The following is a 15621-nucleotide window of genomic DNA, read 5'->3' as shown; positions in this document are numbered from 1 at the left end:
AATTAATTAGTTATTATGTCTCCACATAATTAATGCATCCTCACCATTATCTGAGTAGTATCTTTTTCGCAGGCCTTCTGCTTTAAAACCATATTTTTCATATAGCTTCTGTGCTGCATAATTGCTTTTGCGTACCTCAAGCGTAAGACCTCCGACTTTATTTTCATTGCACACGTTAATAATTTCATCCAATATTCTGGATGCCGCACCGCAACGCCTGAATTCAGGATGAACCGCAATATTTGTTATATGCCCTTCATCAAATATCTTCCACATTCCGCCGTAACCGATAACCTGACCTCCTGATACAGCTACAAAATAAACAGCCAGCTCATTTGTTGTAAGCTCTTCTAAAAAGGAGTTTCTCGACCATGGTATTCTAAAGCTCAGGTTTTCTATTACCATTATGCCGTCAAGATGCTCCTGCTTCATTTCCCTTACCTCTATATTGTCAATCATTTTGCTCTATCCCTTTGCTCACTTTTTTCCAGTTCCCTTTCAGCCTGTGACTTTCTGAGATAAAACGGCAGCATTTCATAGCTGCTTTCTGATTTTCCTTCCATAAAGGAATCACGTGCCAGCAGTGCCACTGATGAAGCATCTGCCATTGCCGCATTAGGAGCCGCTATACTTGCACGTCCTCCCAGCTCTTGAGTAAGATATTCCCTATGCATATTACAGGCATCCCCCAGAAAAACCACCTCACCCTCCATAGAACGAATAATCTCTACTAATTCATTAATATGTATTCCCAAGAATTCTGTGAGTCTTTCCGGCTTCCCGCCCTCAAACCTGTAAACTGCCGTAAAAACCTGATTGTTTCTGGCATCTATAACAGGGCATATCAAAGCCTTAGACATTGACATATTGTAAGCCAGTGCATCCAGTGTATAAACGCTTATAACCGGCTTGCCCGCCGCAAAAGCCATAGCCTTTATTGTCGTAACACCTATTCTGAGTCCTGTAAATGAGCCCGGCCCTATAGATGCGGCAAAGGCATCTATATCTTCCGTATCCAGCTTGACCTTCTCCAACAGACTCTGAATCATAGGCATTAATTTCTGTGAATGTGTCTTTCCTTTGTTGCAGCTATATTCTCCAATTATTATATCATCCTCCAATATTGCAACAGAAGCAACATTTGTAGAGGTATCTACCGCAAGTATTTTCATACGGGCAATTCTTCCTTTCACTGTGCTCAAAGCGCAGAAACCCCATTTGTGCTCAACTACTGTGCTTGGCACAAAATTTGCCAAATAGTTTATAGCTTGTTTTGATATCTGCAGTATTTGTCTCCTGTAAAATCAATCGCTATCTCCCTGACATCAAGACCCTTATTGAGGTTTTTGGTTATTTTTATTTTTATTATCTCCTTAGGGAGGATATCCTGTATTTGTTCTCCCCACTCAATTATTGTAATACCCTGTCCATTAATGTATTCTTCAAAGCCTATATCAAACATCTCATCTGAATCGGCTATTCTGTAAACATCAAAGTGATATAGCGGAAGCCTGCCTTCATACTCGTTTACAAGTGTAAAGGTAGGACTTGTTATATATGAATTTATTCCCAGTGCTTTGGCAATCCCATTTGTCAGAGCTGTTTTCCCCGTTCCCAAATCACCCGACAAACATATTATATCACCGGAATTCAAAATATATCCCAGCCTTTTGCCAAATTCCACTGTTTCCTCAAAGGAATGTGTTTCAATTCTGAACATTAAAAACAGCCCTCCATTTCGCCAGTATCTCTGGCTACACCCTTTCATATACTACAATTCCGTTTATTATTGTCTTCTGCACTCTGGTTTTCAATTCAAAAGGATTTCCATCATATATAACTATATCGGCATCCTTACCTGTTTCAATAGATCCTACTCTGTCGTTTATTCCTGTAATTTCCGCCGCATTAATTGTAATTGCCTTCATTGCCTCTCTTTCATCCATACCCTCTCTTGCGGCAATAGCCGCGCACAGGCATAGATAATGCTGAGGTACACATGGGTGGTCAGTCATTATAGCTACTTTTATACCCAGCTTGGATAAAATTCCGGGCGTTTTTAAATTTTGATTTCTGAGCTCTATCTTCGATCTATCCGTAATCATTGGGCCAACAATCACAGGAAGGCCTGCTTCAGCTAAAGCCTCCTTAATAAGATGTCCTTCAGTACAATGATCCAACGTAATTCCGACATCAAACTCTTTTGCTATCCTTATAGCGGTCATTATATCATCAGCTCTGTGAGCATGTGCTTTAAGAGGAATTTCCTTATCCAGAACCTGTACAAGAGCCTCCTTCTTAAAATCAAAATCCGGCTTTTCATATTCATCCGGATTGGATTTGAAGTTATTCAAGCGTTCCCTGTATTCTTTTGCCTCAAACAGGCTTTCTCTGAGAATAGCAGCCGTTGCCATTCTAGTCATTGGTGCCTGATGCTTTTCATTATATATTGTTTTGGGATTTTCTCCAAAAGCTACCTTCATGGCTACAGGCTGCTTCAAAAGCATCTCATCAACATACCGTCCATATGTTTTCAATGCCGCAAATTGTCCGCCTATGACATTTGCACTTCCGGGACCTGTTATAACCGTTGTAACCCCATTTTCATATGCCTCTACAAATGATCTGTCTGCATGGTAAACTGCATCAATAGCTCTTAAATGAGGCATTACGGGATCGGTGGATTCATTGCCGTCATCCCCCTCAAAGCCAACTGCATCCTCCCACATTCCGATATGACTATGTGCATCAATTAAGCCGGGAAGTACATAGCCTCCCTGAGCATCTATCTTCTGCACATCGGTATTAAGAATACCGGCAGCTTCATTAATATCCTGACCGACAGCTTTTATTTTACCATTATCAATTAAAACATATCCCTTCTCAAAATCTGTCTCGGTCATTGTTACTATTTTCCCATTATATATTAACAGCATGAAGTATTTCCTCCAAAAAACACATAAAAATAAAAGTAATAAAAATCATTACTATAAATTGACAGCTTCTTGCGCATACTTACCGCAGGAATGCTTTATCCTCTCATGTAAAAATAATAACTTTATTAGGACATAACTGCAAGCATTTTTACAAACCGCAGCAAAAAAATTAATTTTTCATAAAATTATTATAATAACCCGTCGATAGTTTGGGTAACAAGGATGTAACACTTCTTTATAATTGCACATATCTTAGTTTTAGGTAAACAAAATTAGGCTTAACTAAAGTTTTTAGCTGAGAATAACTACAGAGGTGTTGCCATTTGTTAAATGAAAATTATGTTACAGAAACAGAGGCCCAAGCGCAGCCATTGACTGTTGTAAAAAAAACAAATTATAACAGGTATACTTTTAAACAATTAAATAAATTTAAAACCTTTCTTCGTTTTTTAGGTCCTGCCTTCATTGTAAGTGTAGCGTACATAGACCCCGGAAATTTTGCCACAAATATAAGCGGAGGCTCCAAGTTCAACTACAACCTTATTTGGGTTATTCTTTGGAGTAATCTTATGGCAATTTTTTTGCAGTTTCTCTCAGCAAAGCTGGGTATTGCAACCGGGTATAATTTACCTCAAATGTGCGGAAGGGTTTTTTCGCGCAAAACAAACTGGGGCCTTTGGATTGCTGCCGAGCTTGCCGCAATGGCGACTAATCTGGCAGAATTCCTCGGCAGCACTCTTGGCCTTTATCTGCTGTTTCGTATTCCTATGCCGGCAGCCGGTATAATAACCGCAGTCATTACTTTTTTTATTGTTTACATGGGAAAATACGGGCAAAGAGTCCTTGAGGCCTTTATCACAGTGCTGGTAGCTGTAATTTGCATCTCCTATACTCTGGAGGTTTTTCTTGCAAAACCTGATTGGGCCGCAACAGGCTTACATGCCTTGATACCTTCACTTCCTAACGGCGAGGCTGTGATGATTGCCGTCGGTATGCTTGGTGCAACTGTTATGCCTCATGTTATTTTTTTGCACTCACAGCTGGTTCAGGAAAGAAACACACATACCTCAGAGGAGTCTAAAAAAGAGCATTTTAAAATGGAAAGGCTGGATATTACCATCGCTATGAACATAGCCTTTATAATTAATGCAGCTATGGTTATAGTCTCTGCTGCCGTTTTTTACAGAAACGGTCTGGTTGTGGAATCAATCGAGCAAGCCCACCAATCACTGTCACCGCTTTTAGGTACCGCTTCAAGCGGAGCCTTTGGCTTGGCATTAATAGCGTCAGGACTGTCCTCCTCAATTGTGGGTACCATGGCAGGCACTACAATTATGCAGGGCTTTGTGGGTCTGAAAATAAGTGATAATATAACAAGACTTATAACAATGTTTCCAGCTATGCTTATAATACTATCAGGCATAAATCCTATGCAAGCCCTTATATCCAGTCAGGTTATACTAAGCTTTATACTTCCAGTAGCGATAATTCCAATGCTTATTATCACTAAACGCAAGGACTTTATGGGAGCCTTGGTAAACAGGCCTTCAACAAATATAGTCGGAATAATAGTAACAAGTATTATTATCGCCGCTAATGCTATTCTTCTGTTTCTAACATTCACAGGGGGTGTTTAATCTATTTGCTGTAGCTTCAATAGGCTTAAGCGGATAACAATCAGTAGGATATTACCCCCTAAGCTGTATTATTCCTTCATATCTTACTGCCGTTAAAATTTCCATTTGAAAAATATTCCTTACTGTGTGATAAGGCATTGCATTTAAGTCTGATATATTCTATATTTAACTTATCAAAACTGTTGACTTTAACCATGCTGGTTGACTGATAGTTCAGGAGGTATATTTTTTGCTTGATATTTATATAGTTAATCTTGATAACAACCTTGAAAAGGATGCCTTTGATATTCTGCTCAGATATGTCTCAGAGGACAAAAAAGCTCAGATACACAGGTTCTATCATTTTGAAGATTCACAAAGAGCTCTTGTTGGTAATCTTTTATCCAGATACGTAATTTGCAGAAGCTTGAACATTAAAAATACAAATATAGCTTTTGAAAAAAATGAATACGGTAAGCCCTTCCTTTCAGGCCATTACAAGGCTCATTTCAACATCTCTCACTCGGGCAGCTGGGTAGCCTGTGCAATAAGCGATTATCCCGTCGGTATTGATGTGGAGGTAATGAAGCCTACAGATTTGGAAATTGCAAGAAGATTCTTCTCAAATGAGGAATACACAGCTCTCACAAATCAGCCTGATGAAGAAAAGCAAGCATATTTTTTTAAGCTGTGGACTTTAAAGGAAAGCTACATCAAAGCAGTAGGAAAAGGTCTTTCTATTCCTCTGGATTCTTTTACTGTAAATGTTGAGAGCAACAGTATTATGACAGAATCGGAACAAAGCCTTATTGACTATTCTTTTTTTCATTCATCCCTTGATGAAAACAGCTTTTATGCCATTTGCGCCAAAAAGACCAACAGCCCTCATAAAAAGGCTACCTTTAATGCAAGACAGTTTTTTTATGAGGCATGCAGAATCCTTTGAAAATATGTATCAAATTATAAAATCTCTAAGAGTACTGTTAATAATTTCAGTAATTTCTTCAGTTTTTTCATTTATGAAGAAGTGATCTCCGTCAAATTCATATACCGGATGCCTTGCTGCAGTATGCTGTCTCCATTCCGTTATTTCGTCATAGGAAACAACTGCATCAGCTCTTCCGTTGAAAGCAGTAATGCCGAAATTAAATTTTTTATTATAGCTTGTGTATTTATACTTTTCTATCATCCTGTAATCTGCCCTTAATATAGGAATAAATATATCCAGCAATTCCCTGCTCTTAAAAATCTCCTTGCTGGTTCCTCCAAGACTGAAAATTTCATCCAGAAACTCCCTGTCAGGTAACCTGCTCAGATACTTTTCATCTCTTTTAATATTTGGAGGATATCTTCCAGAAACAAACAAATGCAAGGGTTCCCGCCTGCCTTCCTCCATAAGCCTGTGGCAAAGCTCAAAAGCTATTATAGTCCCCATGCTATGCCCATATACAGCATAATCGCAGTTTTTAATTAACGGACTTATAATACTGCATACATCATCAATTGCTTCAGGCATACTGTCATAAAAGCAGTCCTTCATGCGGGAACCTCTTCCTGCCAATTCTACCGGTACTACTTCGATACTGCTGTCCAGATATTTTTTCCACCTGTTATATGTTGCTGCCGAGCCTCCTGCATGAGGAAAGCATAGCAGCCTGATCTTTTTCATAATAACCTCCTACGCCGAGTTTTCGGCACAAAAATTTATAGTAAGGCAACTGCGGCAAACCTGCTTCGCAGCGGTAGCTAGCCTTTTACCCCTCTAAAATACACTATGCCTGCACTCTGTTTTCTAGCTTTTTAAGCTAACCTCCGCTATTTTTCGCTTATCAATCCTTCTTTGACCAGCAGCCCCTATAGAATTTCTAATACTTCAACTGTATATTTACCGCTCTGGGCATTGACTTCAACCACGTCTCCGGCTTTTTTACCAAATAAGGCCTTTCCCAAATCAGCCTCAATACTTATATACATTTTTTTTACATCGGCATCCATTGTCGTTACTAATGTTATAATATCTTCATCCCCGTCCTCAACAAATTTTATTCTTGCTCTGGTATTTATGCCAAGCTTGGTCTTATCAGCATTTTTATCATCAATTACAGTTGCTGTAGAAATAATAGTCATCAACTGCTGAATCCTATCATCATTAGCATTGAATCTCTCACAAGCCTCCTTGTATTCTGCATTTTCAGACCTGTCACCATGTGCCGCCGCTATCAGCTTTTCTTTTGCTATTTCAGACCTTTTTACAGTTATCCTGTATTCCAGCTCATCTCTCAATTTTTGAATGTTTTCTTCTGTCAGTGTATGACTCATTGGCTTTCGTAACCTCCCGAAAATATATTTTTCAATTTTATCTTTATATATTCTATCATTATTCATAATACATGTCTTTATAATCATAGCTGTTCAGTAATTGACCTCAGCCAGACTTTTTGAAGCAAAAAACCGCCAAGGAATTGATTTCCCCTGACGGTTGTTTCTTGCAAAAATATCTTTGTAATTTTGAACAAACATGCCCGGTAATTGAAAACAAACTATCTTTTGGAGAACTGTGATGCCTTTCTCGCTTTCTTGAGACCGTATTTCTTTCTTTCCTTCATTCTTGGGTCTCTAGTCAGGAAGCCTGCCTTTTTAAGAGCTGGTCTGAGTTCTTCATCAGCCTTTAAAAGCGCTCTTGAAATACCATGTCTGATTGCACCTGCTTGACCGGTGAACCCTCCGCCAACTACTGTGCATATAACATCAAACTTTGAAAGTGTATCAGTAAGCGTTAATGGCTGCTTAACTATAACCTTCATTGTTTCCAAACCAAAATAGTCATCCAATGCCCTGTCATTTATCAATATCTTGCCCTCACCAGGAACAAGTCTTACTCTTGCGATTGATTTTTTTCTACGTCCTGTACCGTAGTAGTATACCTTTGCCATTATATATTCTCCCTCCCTTAAATATCTAAATCAAGTACTTCAGGCTTCTGTGCCTGGTTAACATGCTCAGAACCGGCGTATACCTTAAGCTTTCTGAACATCTGTCTGCCAAGACTGTTCTTTGGAAGCATTCCCTTTACAGCTAATTCAATAGCTCTTTCAGGATACTTTTCTAATAAATGTCTGTACTTAATCTCCTTAAATCCGCCTGGATGCTGAGAGTGAGTTTTGTGAGTTTTCTGCTCAAGTTTTTTACCTGTCAGAACTACCTTCGCTGCATTTAATACAATTACATGATCACCGGTATCGCAATGCGGTGTGAATATCGGCTTATTTTTACCTCTCAAAATGCTGGCAACTTCACTCGCCAATCTTCCAAGGGGCTTACCTTCTGCATCAACAATGTACCATTTTCTTTCAACTTGTTCAGCTTTTGCCATGAAAGTTTTCATTCTTTAATACAACCTCCTCTAAAATCTATAACCTTTTTATGTTAACAGTTAATTTCTTCTTAATTTTAAAAGTAACCGTTTAGGACACTTACATATTTTAATATAGACACAACTCCCTGTCAAGTATAAATTGCGAATAATTTAATTTATCTCTTATTTTCTCTCTATTTATCTCGATATATGTCCCATTCTCTCGTATAATCACTTTTCATTTCACTTTTTTGATACCATATTTTCCATTAGAAATAATCATAAAAAAGCTTTATACCTCAAAAAACCGCTTTTCCTCAAGCTCCGTCAATAATAAATCTCCATCAGATACAGTCCCTCAGCAGGTGCAGTTTTGCCTGCTCTGGTCCTGTCCGCACTCTCAATTATATCCGGTATTTCATCGGCCTCAATTTTTCCCATTCCTACATATACTAAAGTACCGGCTATTATCCTTACCATATTGTATAAAAAGCCGCTTCCGGAAACTTCTATACTAATCAGATTGTCTTCTTTCCTTAAAAGCTCAATACTAAATATCTCTCTTACAGTACTTCTAACCTGCCCGCCTGTTGCCTGAAAAGCAGCAAAATCATGCTGTCCCGTAAAATACCTTGCTGCCCTTTTCATGTTTTCAAAATCCAGCTCAGGTCTGACATGGTATGTCCTGTTGCGCATAATTGCCGAGGCATGAGCCTCATTATATATTAAATATCTGTACTTTTTACCTTTGGCGGAATATCTGGAATGGAAATCCTCCTGAACCTCTTCTGAATGTTTTATGACAATATCCTCCGGAAGCAGATTGTTTATTGCGTAGGAAAATTTCTCTCCCGGAATACTTGAATCCGTAACAAAATGAGCCACCTGCCCATATGCATGTACTCCCACATCCGTTCTGCTGCAGCCCACAATCCCCGTCTTATCTCCCAATAGCTTGTAAATAGCCTTTTCAATAGTTTCCTGCACAGAATTAGCATTTTTCTGTATCTGCCACCCATGATAATTGGTACCGTCATATTCTATTTTAAGCTTGATTTTTCGCATTCCACACCTATAATTGATAATTTAATTATGAGACAACTACTATCGCTTAAATAAGCTTTTGTATTAAAAACTTTATCAAGTTATTTTGAAACATTCTGCATAACCAGCACCCACGCCATAAACGCAATTGTAATAGCTGCTATGATAACATCGTTCTTCGTGAAATTAAGCTGCTTCATCCGGGTTCTTCCTTCACTTCCTCTATAGCACCTTGCTTCCATTGCCGTTGCTAATTCGTCGGCTCTTCTGAAAGCACTGATAAACAGTGGAATCAGTACCGGAATGAAGCTTTTTGCTCTTGCAATTAAATTTCCGTTTTCAAAATCCGCACCTCTGGAGGATTGAGCTTTAATAATTTTATCAGTTTCTTCAAGAAGCGTCGGAATGAATCTTAATGCAATCGTCATCATCATCGATATCTCATGAACAGGTACCTTTATACGCTTTAAAGGATTCAGAAGCTTCTCAATACCGTCTGTAAGGGATATCGGCGTAGTTGTATAGGTTAACAGACTGGCCATAATTATCAGGAGAAATAGCCTAATAGCCATCTTCACCGCAACATTCAGCCCTTCATAAGTCGGTTTAAGAAAGCCTAATTCAAAAATCGGAGTACCGCTTATTGTAAATGTATTTATTACAGCAGCAAAGACAACTATAAAAACAATTGGTTTTAATCCCTTCAAAACAAATTTAACCGGAATACCTGAGGTAATAACAGTAATCGCCGTAAATATGGCAAGTGTCAGATACCCCCAGTAAGTATCTATCATAAAAATAAATATCATCATTACAAATGTAAGTATAAGTTTTGTCCGCGGATCTGACTTATGCAAAAGTGAACTTCCCGGAACATACTGCCCGATTGTTATATCTCTTATCATGTTTTTCTCAAAAGACCGTATGCCTTTTGTTAATTCTCCCTTCTCACTTAATAAAACCCCGGTTGCTCTAATAGGTTTCTTTGAATTAATTTCTTCTAGTACCGGTTTGTTCAATGCACACGCTTGTTCAGCTGCTTTATCAATTCTTCTGAGGCTGCTTCAACAGTTAATACCTTTTCATTAATTTCAGGAAATATAGTTTTCAGCCTTTTCATTAAATATGTTATTTGCGGAGCTGACAGGCCTATTCCTTCAAGTGCCTTCGGATCGGCATATACCTCACTCGACGGCTTATCCATAAATACTGTCCCCTCATTCATAACTATAACCCTGTCAGTCAGCTTCGCTATGTCCTCCATGCTGTGAGAAACAAGAATAACAGTCATATTAAAGTCCTCATGGAGCTTACTGATATAACCAAAAATTTCATCCCGGCCTTTCGGATCCAGTCCTGCCGTCGGCTCATCCAGAACCAGTATTCTAGGCATCATTGCGACGACTCCTGCAATAGCTGTCCTTCTCTTCTGTCCTCCTGAAAGCTCAAATGGTGATTTATCAAGAATTCTATCACTGAGACCTACTGATTCCAATGAGGAAATTACTCTCTTATCAATTTCCTCCTGACTCAGCCCCTGATTAATTAAGCCAAAGGATATGTCCTTCTTTACAGTCTCTTCAAAAAGCTGGTGCTCCGGATATTGAAAAACAATACCCACCTGGCTTCTCAGCTCTTTTAAATTTTTTTGCATGGTGTTTATATTATTGATTATTACATTCCCCTTTGTCGGCTTTAAAATACCGTTTAAATGCTGAATCAATGTTGATTTGCCTGATCCGGTATGTCCAATAATTCCAATAAATTCTCCATCAGCTATCTCCAAATTTATATCATGCAAGGCATCTTTTTTAAAGGGCCCGCCATTCATATATGTGTAGTACAAATTTTCAATTTTAATTGGCATACTCTACTGTTGCTCCTAATAATTATTTACAAAAGTCAATTACTCTCGGCAAAAAACCGATGCTCCCGGAAGATAGTATGGCTTTGAGGCTAAGGCCTTCTAAAATCAAAAACAAGATTCAAACCCAAGCTGTGCAAAACAGCCAGCTTAAAAGCTTACCGTTCACCCGTCAATCTATAATACCACAAATGTGCTCCATTATGAAGAAAAGAGCAATAATATATTACCAAATTATTATACCCTGTTTTATCGTTGATAAAAATTATTATATTATGCTGCAACTGGATATGAAGAAAAGACGGCGTAGACCAATAGCATATGCCTCAGGCTTAAACCTTCATCATGGAATTTTTTAATAATTTATTCTTTATTTATGTTATAATATTAGCTAACGGTTATTTGGACGCAATAATATTTAATTATAGCGATTTTACATGAACTCCCGGAGGTTTACAAGCATGAGTCAGCATTACTATTCAGAAAATCCCGAATCAGATATCAAGGAAAAAGCATTTGCCGAAAACCTTTCAGGTATTCAACTGAGCTTTACATCTGTAAGCGGAGTATTCTCATTTGGAACAAGAATTGATAAAGCCTCCTGCAATCTCATTAAGAGCTTTTCTCCGAGCGGATCTGCCGTCCTTGACATCGGCTGCGGTTACGGAGCCATAGGTTTATATATAAAGGCTCTTTTCCCCGAACAAAAGGTTGCAATGATCGATGTAAACAACAGGGCATTGGAATATTCCAGAAATAATTCAAAGACTAATAACCTTAAAGTTGAAGTAATAAACAGCAATCTTTTTTCATCCTTATCAGATAGAATATTTGACGATATAGTTTCAAATCCTCCGATTGCAGCCGGCAAAGAATTAAATATACGCTTAATATCGGAAGCCTACGAACATTTATCAGATAACGGCTCACTTTGGTTAGTAGCCTTTCATAACAAAGGCGGCTCAACACTGAAAAACACTATGATGAAGGTTTTCGGTAATGTTAAGGATATGGATAAAAGCGGCGGAATAAGAGTTTACAAAAGCATAAAGAAAATATAATCTTAAGAGGTGTGTTTTTGTAAATCATCAATAATTTCAAACGCCTCTTCAACTGTCAACGGTAATTTTTTTATATCTATTCCTTGCTGCTTGAGAGAATAGAATAAATCAGTCACTTGAGGAACATCCAACCCAAAGCTTTTTAAAATACTTACCTTGCTAAACACTTCCCTAGGCTTGCCATCAAGAACAATTTTCCCATTGTCAACTATAATCAATCTCTTAGCCAGTGCTGCTTCATCCATATGATGTGTTATGTGGACTATGGTAATGCTTTCCTCTTCATTCAATTTCCGCAATATGCTCATTACCTCTTTTCGTCCGACAGGGTCCAGCATGGAAGTAGCTTCATCCAAAATAATGCACTGTGGCTTCATGGCAAGAATACCCGCAATTGCGACTCTCTGCTTCTGTCCTCCGGATAAAAGATGCGGCGCATTTTCTTTTAAATGGCTTATACCGACAGTTGCTAAGGCATCATCTACTCTCTTTCTTATTTCCCCGGGCTCAACTCCCAGATTTTCAGGCCCAAACGCAACATCCTCTTCAACAGTAGTTGCAATTATTTGATTGTCTGGATTTTGAAATACCATTCCTGCCGTACTTCGTATACTCCAAGTATTATTTTCATCTGCGGTATCCATTCCCATTACCAGAACCTTACCTGTCTGTGGAATAAGCAAGGCATTTAAAAGTCTCGATAATGTGGATTTACCGGAGCCGTTCCTTCCGAGAATAACAACGAAATCGCCCTTTTGAATCTTAATATTAATATCCTTAAGGGCATGAACATCTTGACTGTTATTGTCATAGGCAGCATATAAAAAGTTAACGTCACTTACATCAAAAATATTGCTGTTCAAAGCTTACCTCCAAAACTAACCTTTATAAAATAAATATGGGGATTAAGCACTATTGATGCCTAATCCCCTATTTCCAGTTCAAAATTACCATGTAACAAGTTGGCAGTCCAACATGCTATTTCATTTTTAAATTAGACCAATTCAAGGATAACCATTTCAGCAGCGTCGCCTCTTCTTTGTCCAATCTTGTAAATTCTGGTGTAACCACCGTTTTTCCCTTTATACTTTGGAGCAATTTCATCAAAAAGCTTATCTGTGATATTAATATTCTTTCCATCAGCTGTTGTCGGTCTATATACCCAATTCATCATGAGCCTTCTGGCATGCAATCTTGATGGACTGTCAACGGACACCATATCAGTCTTTATTTCTCTGTCAATAACCAAATACTTCTTGCCATTCTTTGATGTCTTAGAATCAGTAAGCTTGTTACCCTTGCTGTCAACCTTTGCACTACTGACCTTCACTGCCTTTGAAGTAAAGTTATCAGCTTCCTTGATTGCCATAGTGATAAGTTTTTCAGCAATATTTTTAACTTCCTTAGCTCTCGCTTCAGTAGTTTGAATTTTACCACTTACAAATAAGGCTGTTGTCAGATTCTTTAAAATGGCTTTTCTTTGGTCTGACGCACGACCTAACTTTCTATATCCTGGCATTTCTTTCCCTCCTTGCTCAATAATTTAACGAATACGATTTATTATTTATTAATCTTCCAGTATCAGACGGCAATTCAAAAATTACTCTTCGCTTGGAGTTAATACAAGACCAAGAGCCTGCAGTTTTTGAAGAACTTCTTCAAGAGATTTTCTGCCTAGATTTCTAACCTTCATCATATCCTCTTCGGTTTTGTTGGTAAGATCCTCAACAGTATTTATACCGGCTCTCTTAAGACAATTGTAAGACCTTACAGATAAATCCAGCTCTTCAATAGTCATTTCAAGAACTTTCTCTTTTTTAGTTTCTTCTTTTTCTACCATTATTTCTGTATGCTTAGCCTGATCAGACAAATCCACAAACAAATTCAAATGTTCACTCAGAATCTTTGCCCCAAGGCTTATAGCTTCATCAGGATTGATACTTCCATCAGTCCAAACTTCCAAAGTAAGCTTATCATAGTCTGTGATCTGTCCTACACGAGTATTTTCAACAGTATAGTTGACCTTTTTAACCGGTGTATAAATAGAGTCAACCGGAACCACACCGATCGGCTGCCCTGCCTGCTTATTCTTGTCAGCAGCCACATAACCTCTACCCACACTGATTACCATTTCCATATAGAATCTATGGTCACCGTTTAATGTTGCAATATGAAGATCCGGATTTAAAATTTCAACGTCCTGATCGGTGATAATATCACCGGCCGTAATTGGTCCTTCTCCATTTGCATCAATGTAAATAACTTTTGATCCTTCTGTATGCATTTTTAATGAAAGAGACTTAATATTAAGTATTATCTCTGTTACATCCTCAACTACACCCGGAACTGTGGAGAATTCATGTAATACTCCATCAATCTTAATTGAATTAACAGCTGCACCAGGCAATGAAGACAACAATATTCTTCTTAAGGAATTACCAAGCGTAATACCATAGCCTCTCTCCAAAGGCTCAATTATAAACCTGCCATAAGTGTTATCATCGCTATTAGATACACATTCTATTCTAGGTTTTTCTATTTCTATCACCAAGAACCCTCCCTTAACAACATTTTTATTTTTTGAGGGCAACTGATTCTAACAAACAATCCTCATAGAGAATTATTAATAAAATAATTCTTTCAGTTGCTTCCAAGTCATCTACCATTTTATGAATTATTACTTGGAGTACAACTCTACGATTAAATGTTCTTTTATTGGTAAATCAATATCTTCTCTTGCAGGAAGAGCGGCAACTTTTCCTACTAAGTTCTCAGCATCAAATTCAAGCCATTTTGGAATTACTTTTCCGCCTGCAATGTCGCTGATTGATTTTATCTTTGGTGAACTCTTTGTCTTATCGGCAACCGAAATAACATCTCCCACCTTTAACAAATAAGATGGAATGTTAACACGCTTGCCATTTATCTTAAAGTGACCATGAGTAACCAGCTGTCTTGCCTCAGGTCTTGATGTTGCAAGGCCCAGTCTGTAGACAGCATTATCAAGTCTTGTCTCTAAAATTTGCAACAGATTTTCACCTGTGATTCCGGTGCGCTTTCTTGAAGCCATTTCAAAATATTTGCTAAATTGGCTTTCCAATACGCCGTAAAATCTTCTAACCTTTTGCTTCTCACGAAGCTGTATGCCATATTCAGACATTTTCTTTCTTGCCTGTCCATGTTGTCCTGGCGCATACGCCCTTTTTGATATAGAACATTTATCAGTATAGCATCTCTCGCCCTTTAAGAATAACTTTTCGCCTTCTCTGCGGCAGAGTCTGCAAACTGCTTCAGTATATCTTGCCATCTAAGTTTACACCTCCATTTTAATAATCAATTATACTCTTCTACGCTTAGGTGGTCTGCAGCCATTATGAGGAATTGGTGTTACATCCTTAATAAGGCTTACTTCTAACCCTGCAGCCTGTAATGCTCTTATAGCTGCTTCTCTACCTGCTCCAGGTCCCTTTACGTATACTTCAACAGTCTTAAGTCCATGTTCCATTGCAGCCTTTGCAGCAGTTTCAGCTGCCATTTGCGCAGCAAACGGAGTGCTCTTTCTTGAGCCCCTGAAACCAAGTCCACCTGCACTTGCCCATGATAACGCGTTTCCAGCAGTATCTGTCAAGGTAACAATTGTATTATTAAAAGATGAACGTATATGAGCAGCTCCACGTTCAATATTTTTACGTTCTCTTCTCTTTCTGGTAGTCCTTTTAGCACCAGCAGTTTTTGTTGCCATGTG

19 protein-coding genes are annotated in these 15621 nt (G+C 38.3%); 3 read left to right on the top strand and 16 right to left on the bottom strand.

Annotated features, from left to right (window positions below; genetic code table 11):
* Window positions 1-6: 6 nt before the first annotated feature.
* From rimI to LY28_RS16155, 4 genes are all read right to left on the bottom strand, one after another.
* Window positions 7-459: a ribosomal protein S18-alanine N-acetyltransferase gene (gene rimI / locus LY28_RS16170; RefSeq protein ID WP_110463221.1), complete on the bottom strand. Its 453-nt coding sequence runs from the start codon at window positions 457-459 to the stop codon at window positions 7-9.
* Window positions 456-1193, bottom strand: coding sequence for a tRNA (adenosine(37)-N6)-threonylcarbamoyltransferase complex dimerization subunit type 1 TsaB (gene tsaB, locus LY28_RS16165; RefSeq protein WP_479692091.1), 738 nt, complete (start codon window positions 1191-1193; stop codon window positions 456-458). The genes rimI and tsaB overlap by 4 nt, the downstream gene beginning before the upstream one ends.
* Before the next feature lie 68 nt (window positions 1194-1261).
* A complete protein-coding gene (gene tsaE / locus LY28_RS16160) occupies window positions 1262-1720 on the bottom strand; it encodes a tRNA (adenosine(37)-N6)-threonylcarbamoyltransferase complex ATPase subunit type 1 TsaE (protein ID WP_110463219.1) in 459 nt (152 codons plus the stop codon).
* A 34-nt stretch (window positions 1721-1754) separates the two neighbouring features.
* Window positions 1755-2936, bottom strand: coding sequence for an amidohydrolase (locus LY28_RS16155; protein ID WP_110463218.1), 1182 nt, complete (start codon window positions 2934-2936; stop codon window positions 1755-1757).
* A 323-nt stretch (window positions 2937-3259) separates the two neighbouring features.
* On the opposite strand from LY28_RS16155, the gene LY28_RS16150 reads away from it, so the two are divergent.
* Together LY28_RS16150 and LY28_RS16145 are read left to right on the top strand one after the other, a co-directional pair.
* On the top strand, window positions 3260-4573 hold the full coding sequence (locus tag LY28_RS16150; RefSeq protein ID WP_110463217.1) for an Nramp family divalent metal transporter: 1314 nt from the start codon (window positions 3260-3262) through the stop codon (window positions 4571-4573).
* Window positions 4574-4802: 229 nt separating this feature from the next.
* Window positions 4803-5498, top strand: a complete 696-nt coding sequence (locus LY28_RS16145) for a 4'-phosphopantetheinyl transferase family protein (protein ID WP_110463216.1) — start codon at window positions 4803-4805, stop codon at window positions 5496-5498.
* 9 nt (window positions 5499-5507) lie between these two features.
* On the opposite strand, the gene LY28_RS16140 is transcribed toward LY28_RS16145, so the two are convergent.
* The 7 genes from LY28_RS16140 to LY28_RS16110 all read right to left on the bottom strand — a co-directional run bounded on the left by LY28_RS16140 (window position 5508) and on the right by LY28_RS16110 (window position 10818).
* On the bottom strand, window positions 5508-6221 hold the full coding sequence (locus tag LY28_RS16140) for a thioesterase II family protein (protein WP_110463215.1): 714 nt from the start codon (window positions 6219-6221) through the stop codon (window positions 5508-5510).
* Between the two features lie 185 nt (window positions 6222-6406).
* Window positions 6407-6871: a GreA/GreB family elongation factor gene (locus LY28_RS16135; RefSeq protein ID WP_110463257.1), complete on the bottom strand. Its 465-nt coding sequence runs from the start codon at window positions 6869-6871 to the stop codon at window positions 6407-6409.
* Window positions 6872-7092: 221 nt separating this feature from the next.
* Window positions 7093-7485, bottom strand: coding sequence for a 30S ribosomal protein S9 (gene rpsI / locus LY28_RS16130; RefSeq protein ID WP_110463214.1), 393 nt, complete (start codon window positions 7483-7485; stop codon window positions 7093-7095).
* 17 nt (window positions 7486-7502) lie between these two features.
* Window positions 7503-7937, bottom strand: a complete 435-nt coding sequence (gene rplM / locus LY28_RS16125; protein ID WP_110463213.1) for a 50S ribosomal protein L13 — start codon at window positions 7935-7937, stop codon at window positions 7503-7505.
* Window positions 7938-8234: 297 nt separating this feature from the next.
* Window positions 8235-8972 carry a tRNA pseudouridine(38-40) synthase TruA gene (gene truA / locus LY28_RS16120; RefSeq protein WP_110463212.1) on the bottom strand — a complete coding sequence of 246 codons (738 nt, stop codon included), beginning with the start codon at window positions 8970-8972 and terminating at the stop codon, window positions 8235-8237.
* Window positions 8973-9052: 80 nt separating this feature from the next.
* Window positions 9053-9856, bottom strand: coding sequence for an energy-coupling factor transporter transmembrane component T family protein (locus LY28_RS16115; RefSeq protein ID WP_110463256.1), 804 nt, complete (start codon window positions 9854-9856; stop codon window positions 9053-9055).
* A gap of 110 nt (window positions 9857-9966) precedes the next feature.
* Complete coding sequence (locus LY28_RS16110) at window positions 9967-10818, bottom strand: energy-coupling factor transporter ATPase (protein WP_110463211.1); 852 nt, start codon at window positions 10816-10818, stop codon at window positions 9967-9969.
* A 458-nt stretch (window positions 10819-11276) separates the two neighbouring features.
* On the opposite strand from LY28_RS16110, the gene LY28_RS16100 reads away from it, so the two are divergent.
* On the top strand, window positions 11277-11876 hold the full coding sequence (locus LY28_RS16100) for a class I SAM-dependent methyltransferase (protein WP_110463209.1): 600 nt from the start codon (window positions 11277-11279) through the stop codon (window positions 11874-11876).
* A 2-nt stretch (window positions 11877-11878) separates the two neighbouring features.
* Here LY28_RS16100 and LY28_RS16095 read toward each other — a convergent pair whose 3' ends face one another.
* The 5 genes from LY28_RS16095 to rpsK form a co-directional block, all read right to left on the bottom strand.
* Window positions 11879-12739, bottom strand: a complete 861-nt coding sequence (locus LY28_RS16095; RefSeq protein WP_110463208.1) for an energy-coupling factor transporter ATPase — start codon at window positions 12737-12739, stop codon at window positions 11879-11881.
* Between the two features lie 131 nt (window positions 12740-12870).
* The gene (locus LY28_RS16090; protein ID WP_110463207.1) at window positions 12871-13395 is read right to left on the bottom strand and encodes a bL17 family ribosomal protein; all 525 of its coding nucleotides are present in this window, start codon (window positions 13393-13395) and stop codon (window positions 12871-12873) included.
* A gap of 81 nt (window positions 13396-13476) precedes the next feature.
* Window positions 13477-14424: a DNA-directed RNA polymerase subunit alpha gene (locus LY28_RS16085; RefSeq protein WP_110463206.1), complete on the bottom strand. Its 948-nt coding sequence runs from the start codon at window positions 14422-14424 to the stop codon at window positions 13477-13479.
* Window positions 14425-14553: 129 nt separating this feature from the next.
* Complete coding sequence (gene rpsD / locus LY28_RS16080) at window positions 14554-15183, bottom strand: 30S ribosomal protein S4 (protein WP_110463205.1); 630 nt, start codon at window positions 15181-15183, stop codon at window positions 14554-14556.
* A 30-nt stretch (window positions 15184-15213) separates the two neighbouring features.
* Window positions 15214-15618: a 30S ribosomal protein S11 gene (gene rpsK, locus LY28_RS16075; protein WP_004620814.1), complete on the bottom strand. Its 405-nt coding sequence runs from the start codon at window positions 15616-15618 to the stop codon at window positions 15214-15216.
* Window positions 15619-15621 lie beyond the last annotated feature (3 nt).

Source organism: Ruminiclostridium sufflavum DSM 19573 (assembly GCF_003208175.1).
Lineage (GTDB): Bacteria > Bacillota > Clostridia > Acetivibrionales > DSM-1351 > Ruminiclostridium > Ruminiclostridium sufflavum.
This window is presented reverse-complemented; position numbering and strand designations above follow the sequence as displayed.

Bases quoted from the DNA above. Each gene is read 5' to 3' on its own strand.
- rpsK (WP_004620814.1), bottom strand. From the start codon at position 15,618: ATGGCAACAAAAACTGCTGGTGCTAAAAGGACTACCAGAAAGAGAAGA.
- LY28_RS16110 (WP_110463211.1), bottom strand. From the start codon at position 10,818: ATGCCAATTAAAATTGAAAATTTGTACTACACATATATGAATGGCGGG.
- rplM (WP_110463213.1), bottom strand. From the start codon at position 7,937: ATGAAAACTTTCATGGCAAAAGCTGAACAAGTTGAAAGAAAATGGTAC.
- LY28_RS16090 (WP_110463207.1), bottom strand. From the start codon at position 13,395: ATGCCAGGATATAGAAAGTTAGGTCGTGCGTCAGACCAAAGAAAAGCC.
- tsaE (WP_110463219.1), bottom strand. From the start codon at position 1,720: ATGTTCAGAATTGAAACACATTCCTTTGAGGAAACAGTGGAATTTGGC.
- rpsI (WP_110463214.1), bottom strand. From the start codon at position 7,485: ATGGCAAAGGTATACTACTACGGTACAGGACGTAGAAAAAAATCAATC.
- LY28_RS16135 (WP_110463257.1), bottom strand. From the start codon at position 6,871: ATGAGTCATACACTGACAGAAGAAAACATTCAAAAATTGAGAGATGAG.
- LY28_RS16140 (WP_110463215.1), bottom strand. From the start codon at position 6,221: ATGAAAAAGATCAGGCTGCTATGCTTTCCTCATGCAGGAGGCTCGGCA.
- LY28_RS16115 (WP_110463256.1), bottom strand. From the start codon at position 9,856: ATGATAAGAGATATAACAATCGGGCAGTATGTTCCGGGAAGTTCACTT.
- rpsD (WP_110463205.1), bottom strand. From the start codon at position 15,183: ATGGCAAGATATACTGAAGCAGTTTGCAGACTCTGCCGCAGAGAAGGC.
- truA (WP_110463212.1), bottom strand. From the start codon at position 8,972: ATGCGAAAAATCAAGCTTAAAATAGAATATGACGGTACCAATTATCAT.
- LY28_RS16155 (WP_110463218.1), bottom strand. From the start codon at position 2,936: ATGCTGTTAATATATAATGGGAAAATAGTAACAATGACCGAGACAGAT.
- LY28_RS16100 (WP_110463209.1), top strand. From the start codon at position 11,277: ATGAGTCAGCATTACTATTCAGAAAATCCCGAATCAGATATCAAGGAA.
- rimI (WP_110463221.1), bottom strand. From the start codon at position 459: ATGATTGACAATATAGAGGTAAGGGAAATGAAGCAGGAGCATCTTGAC.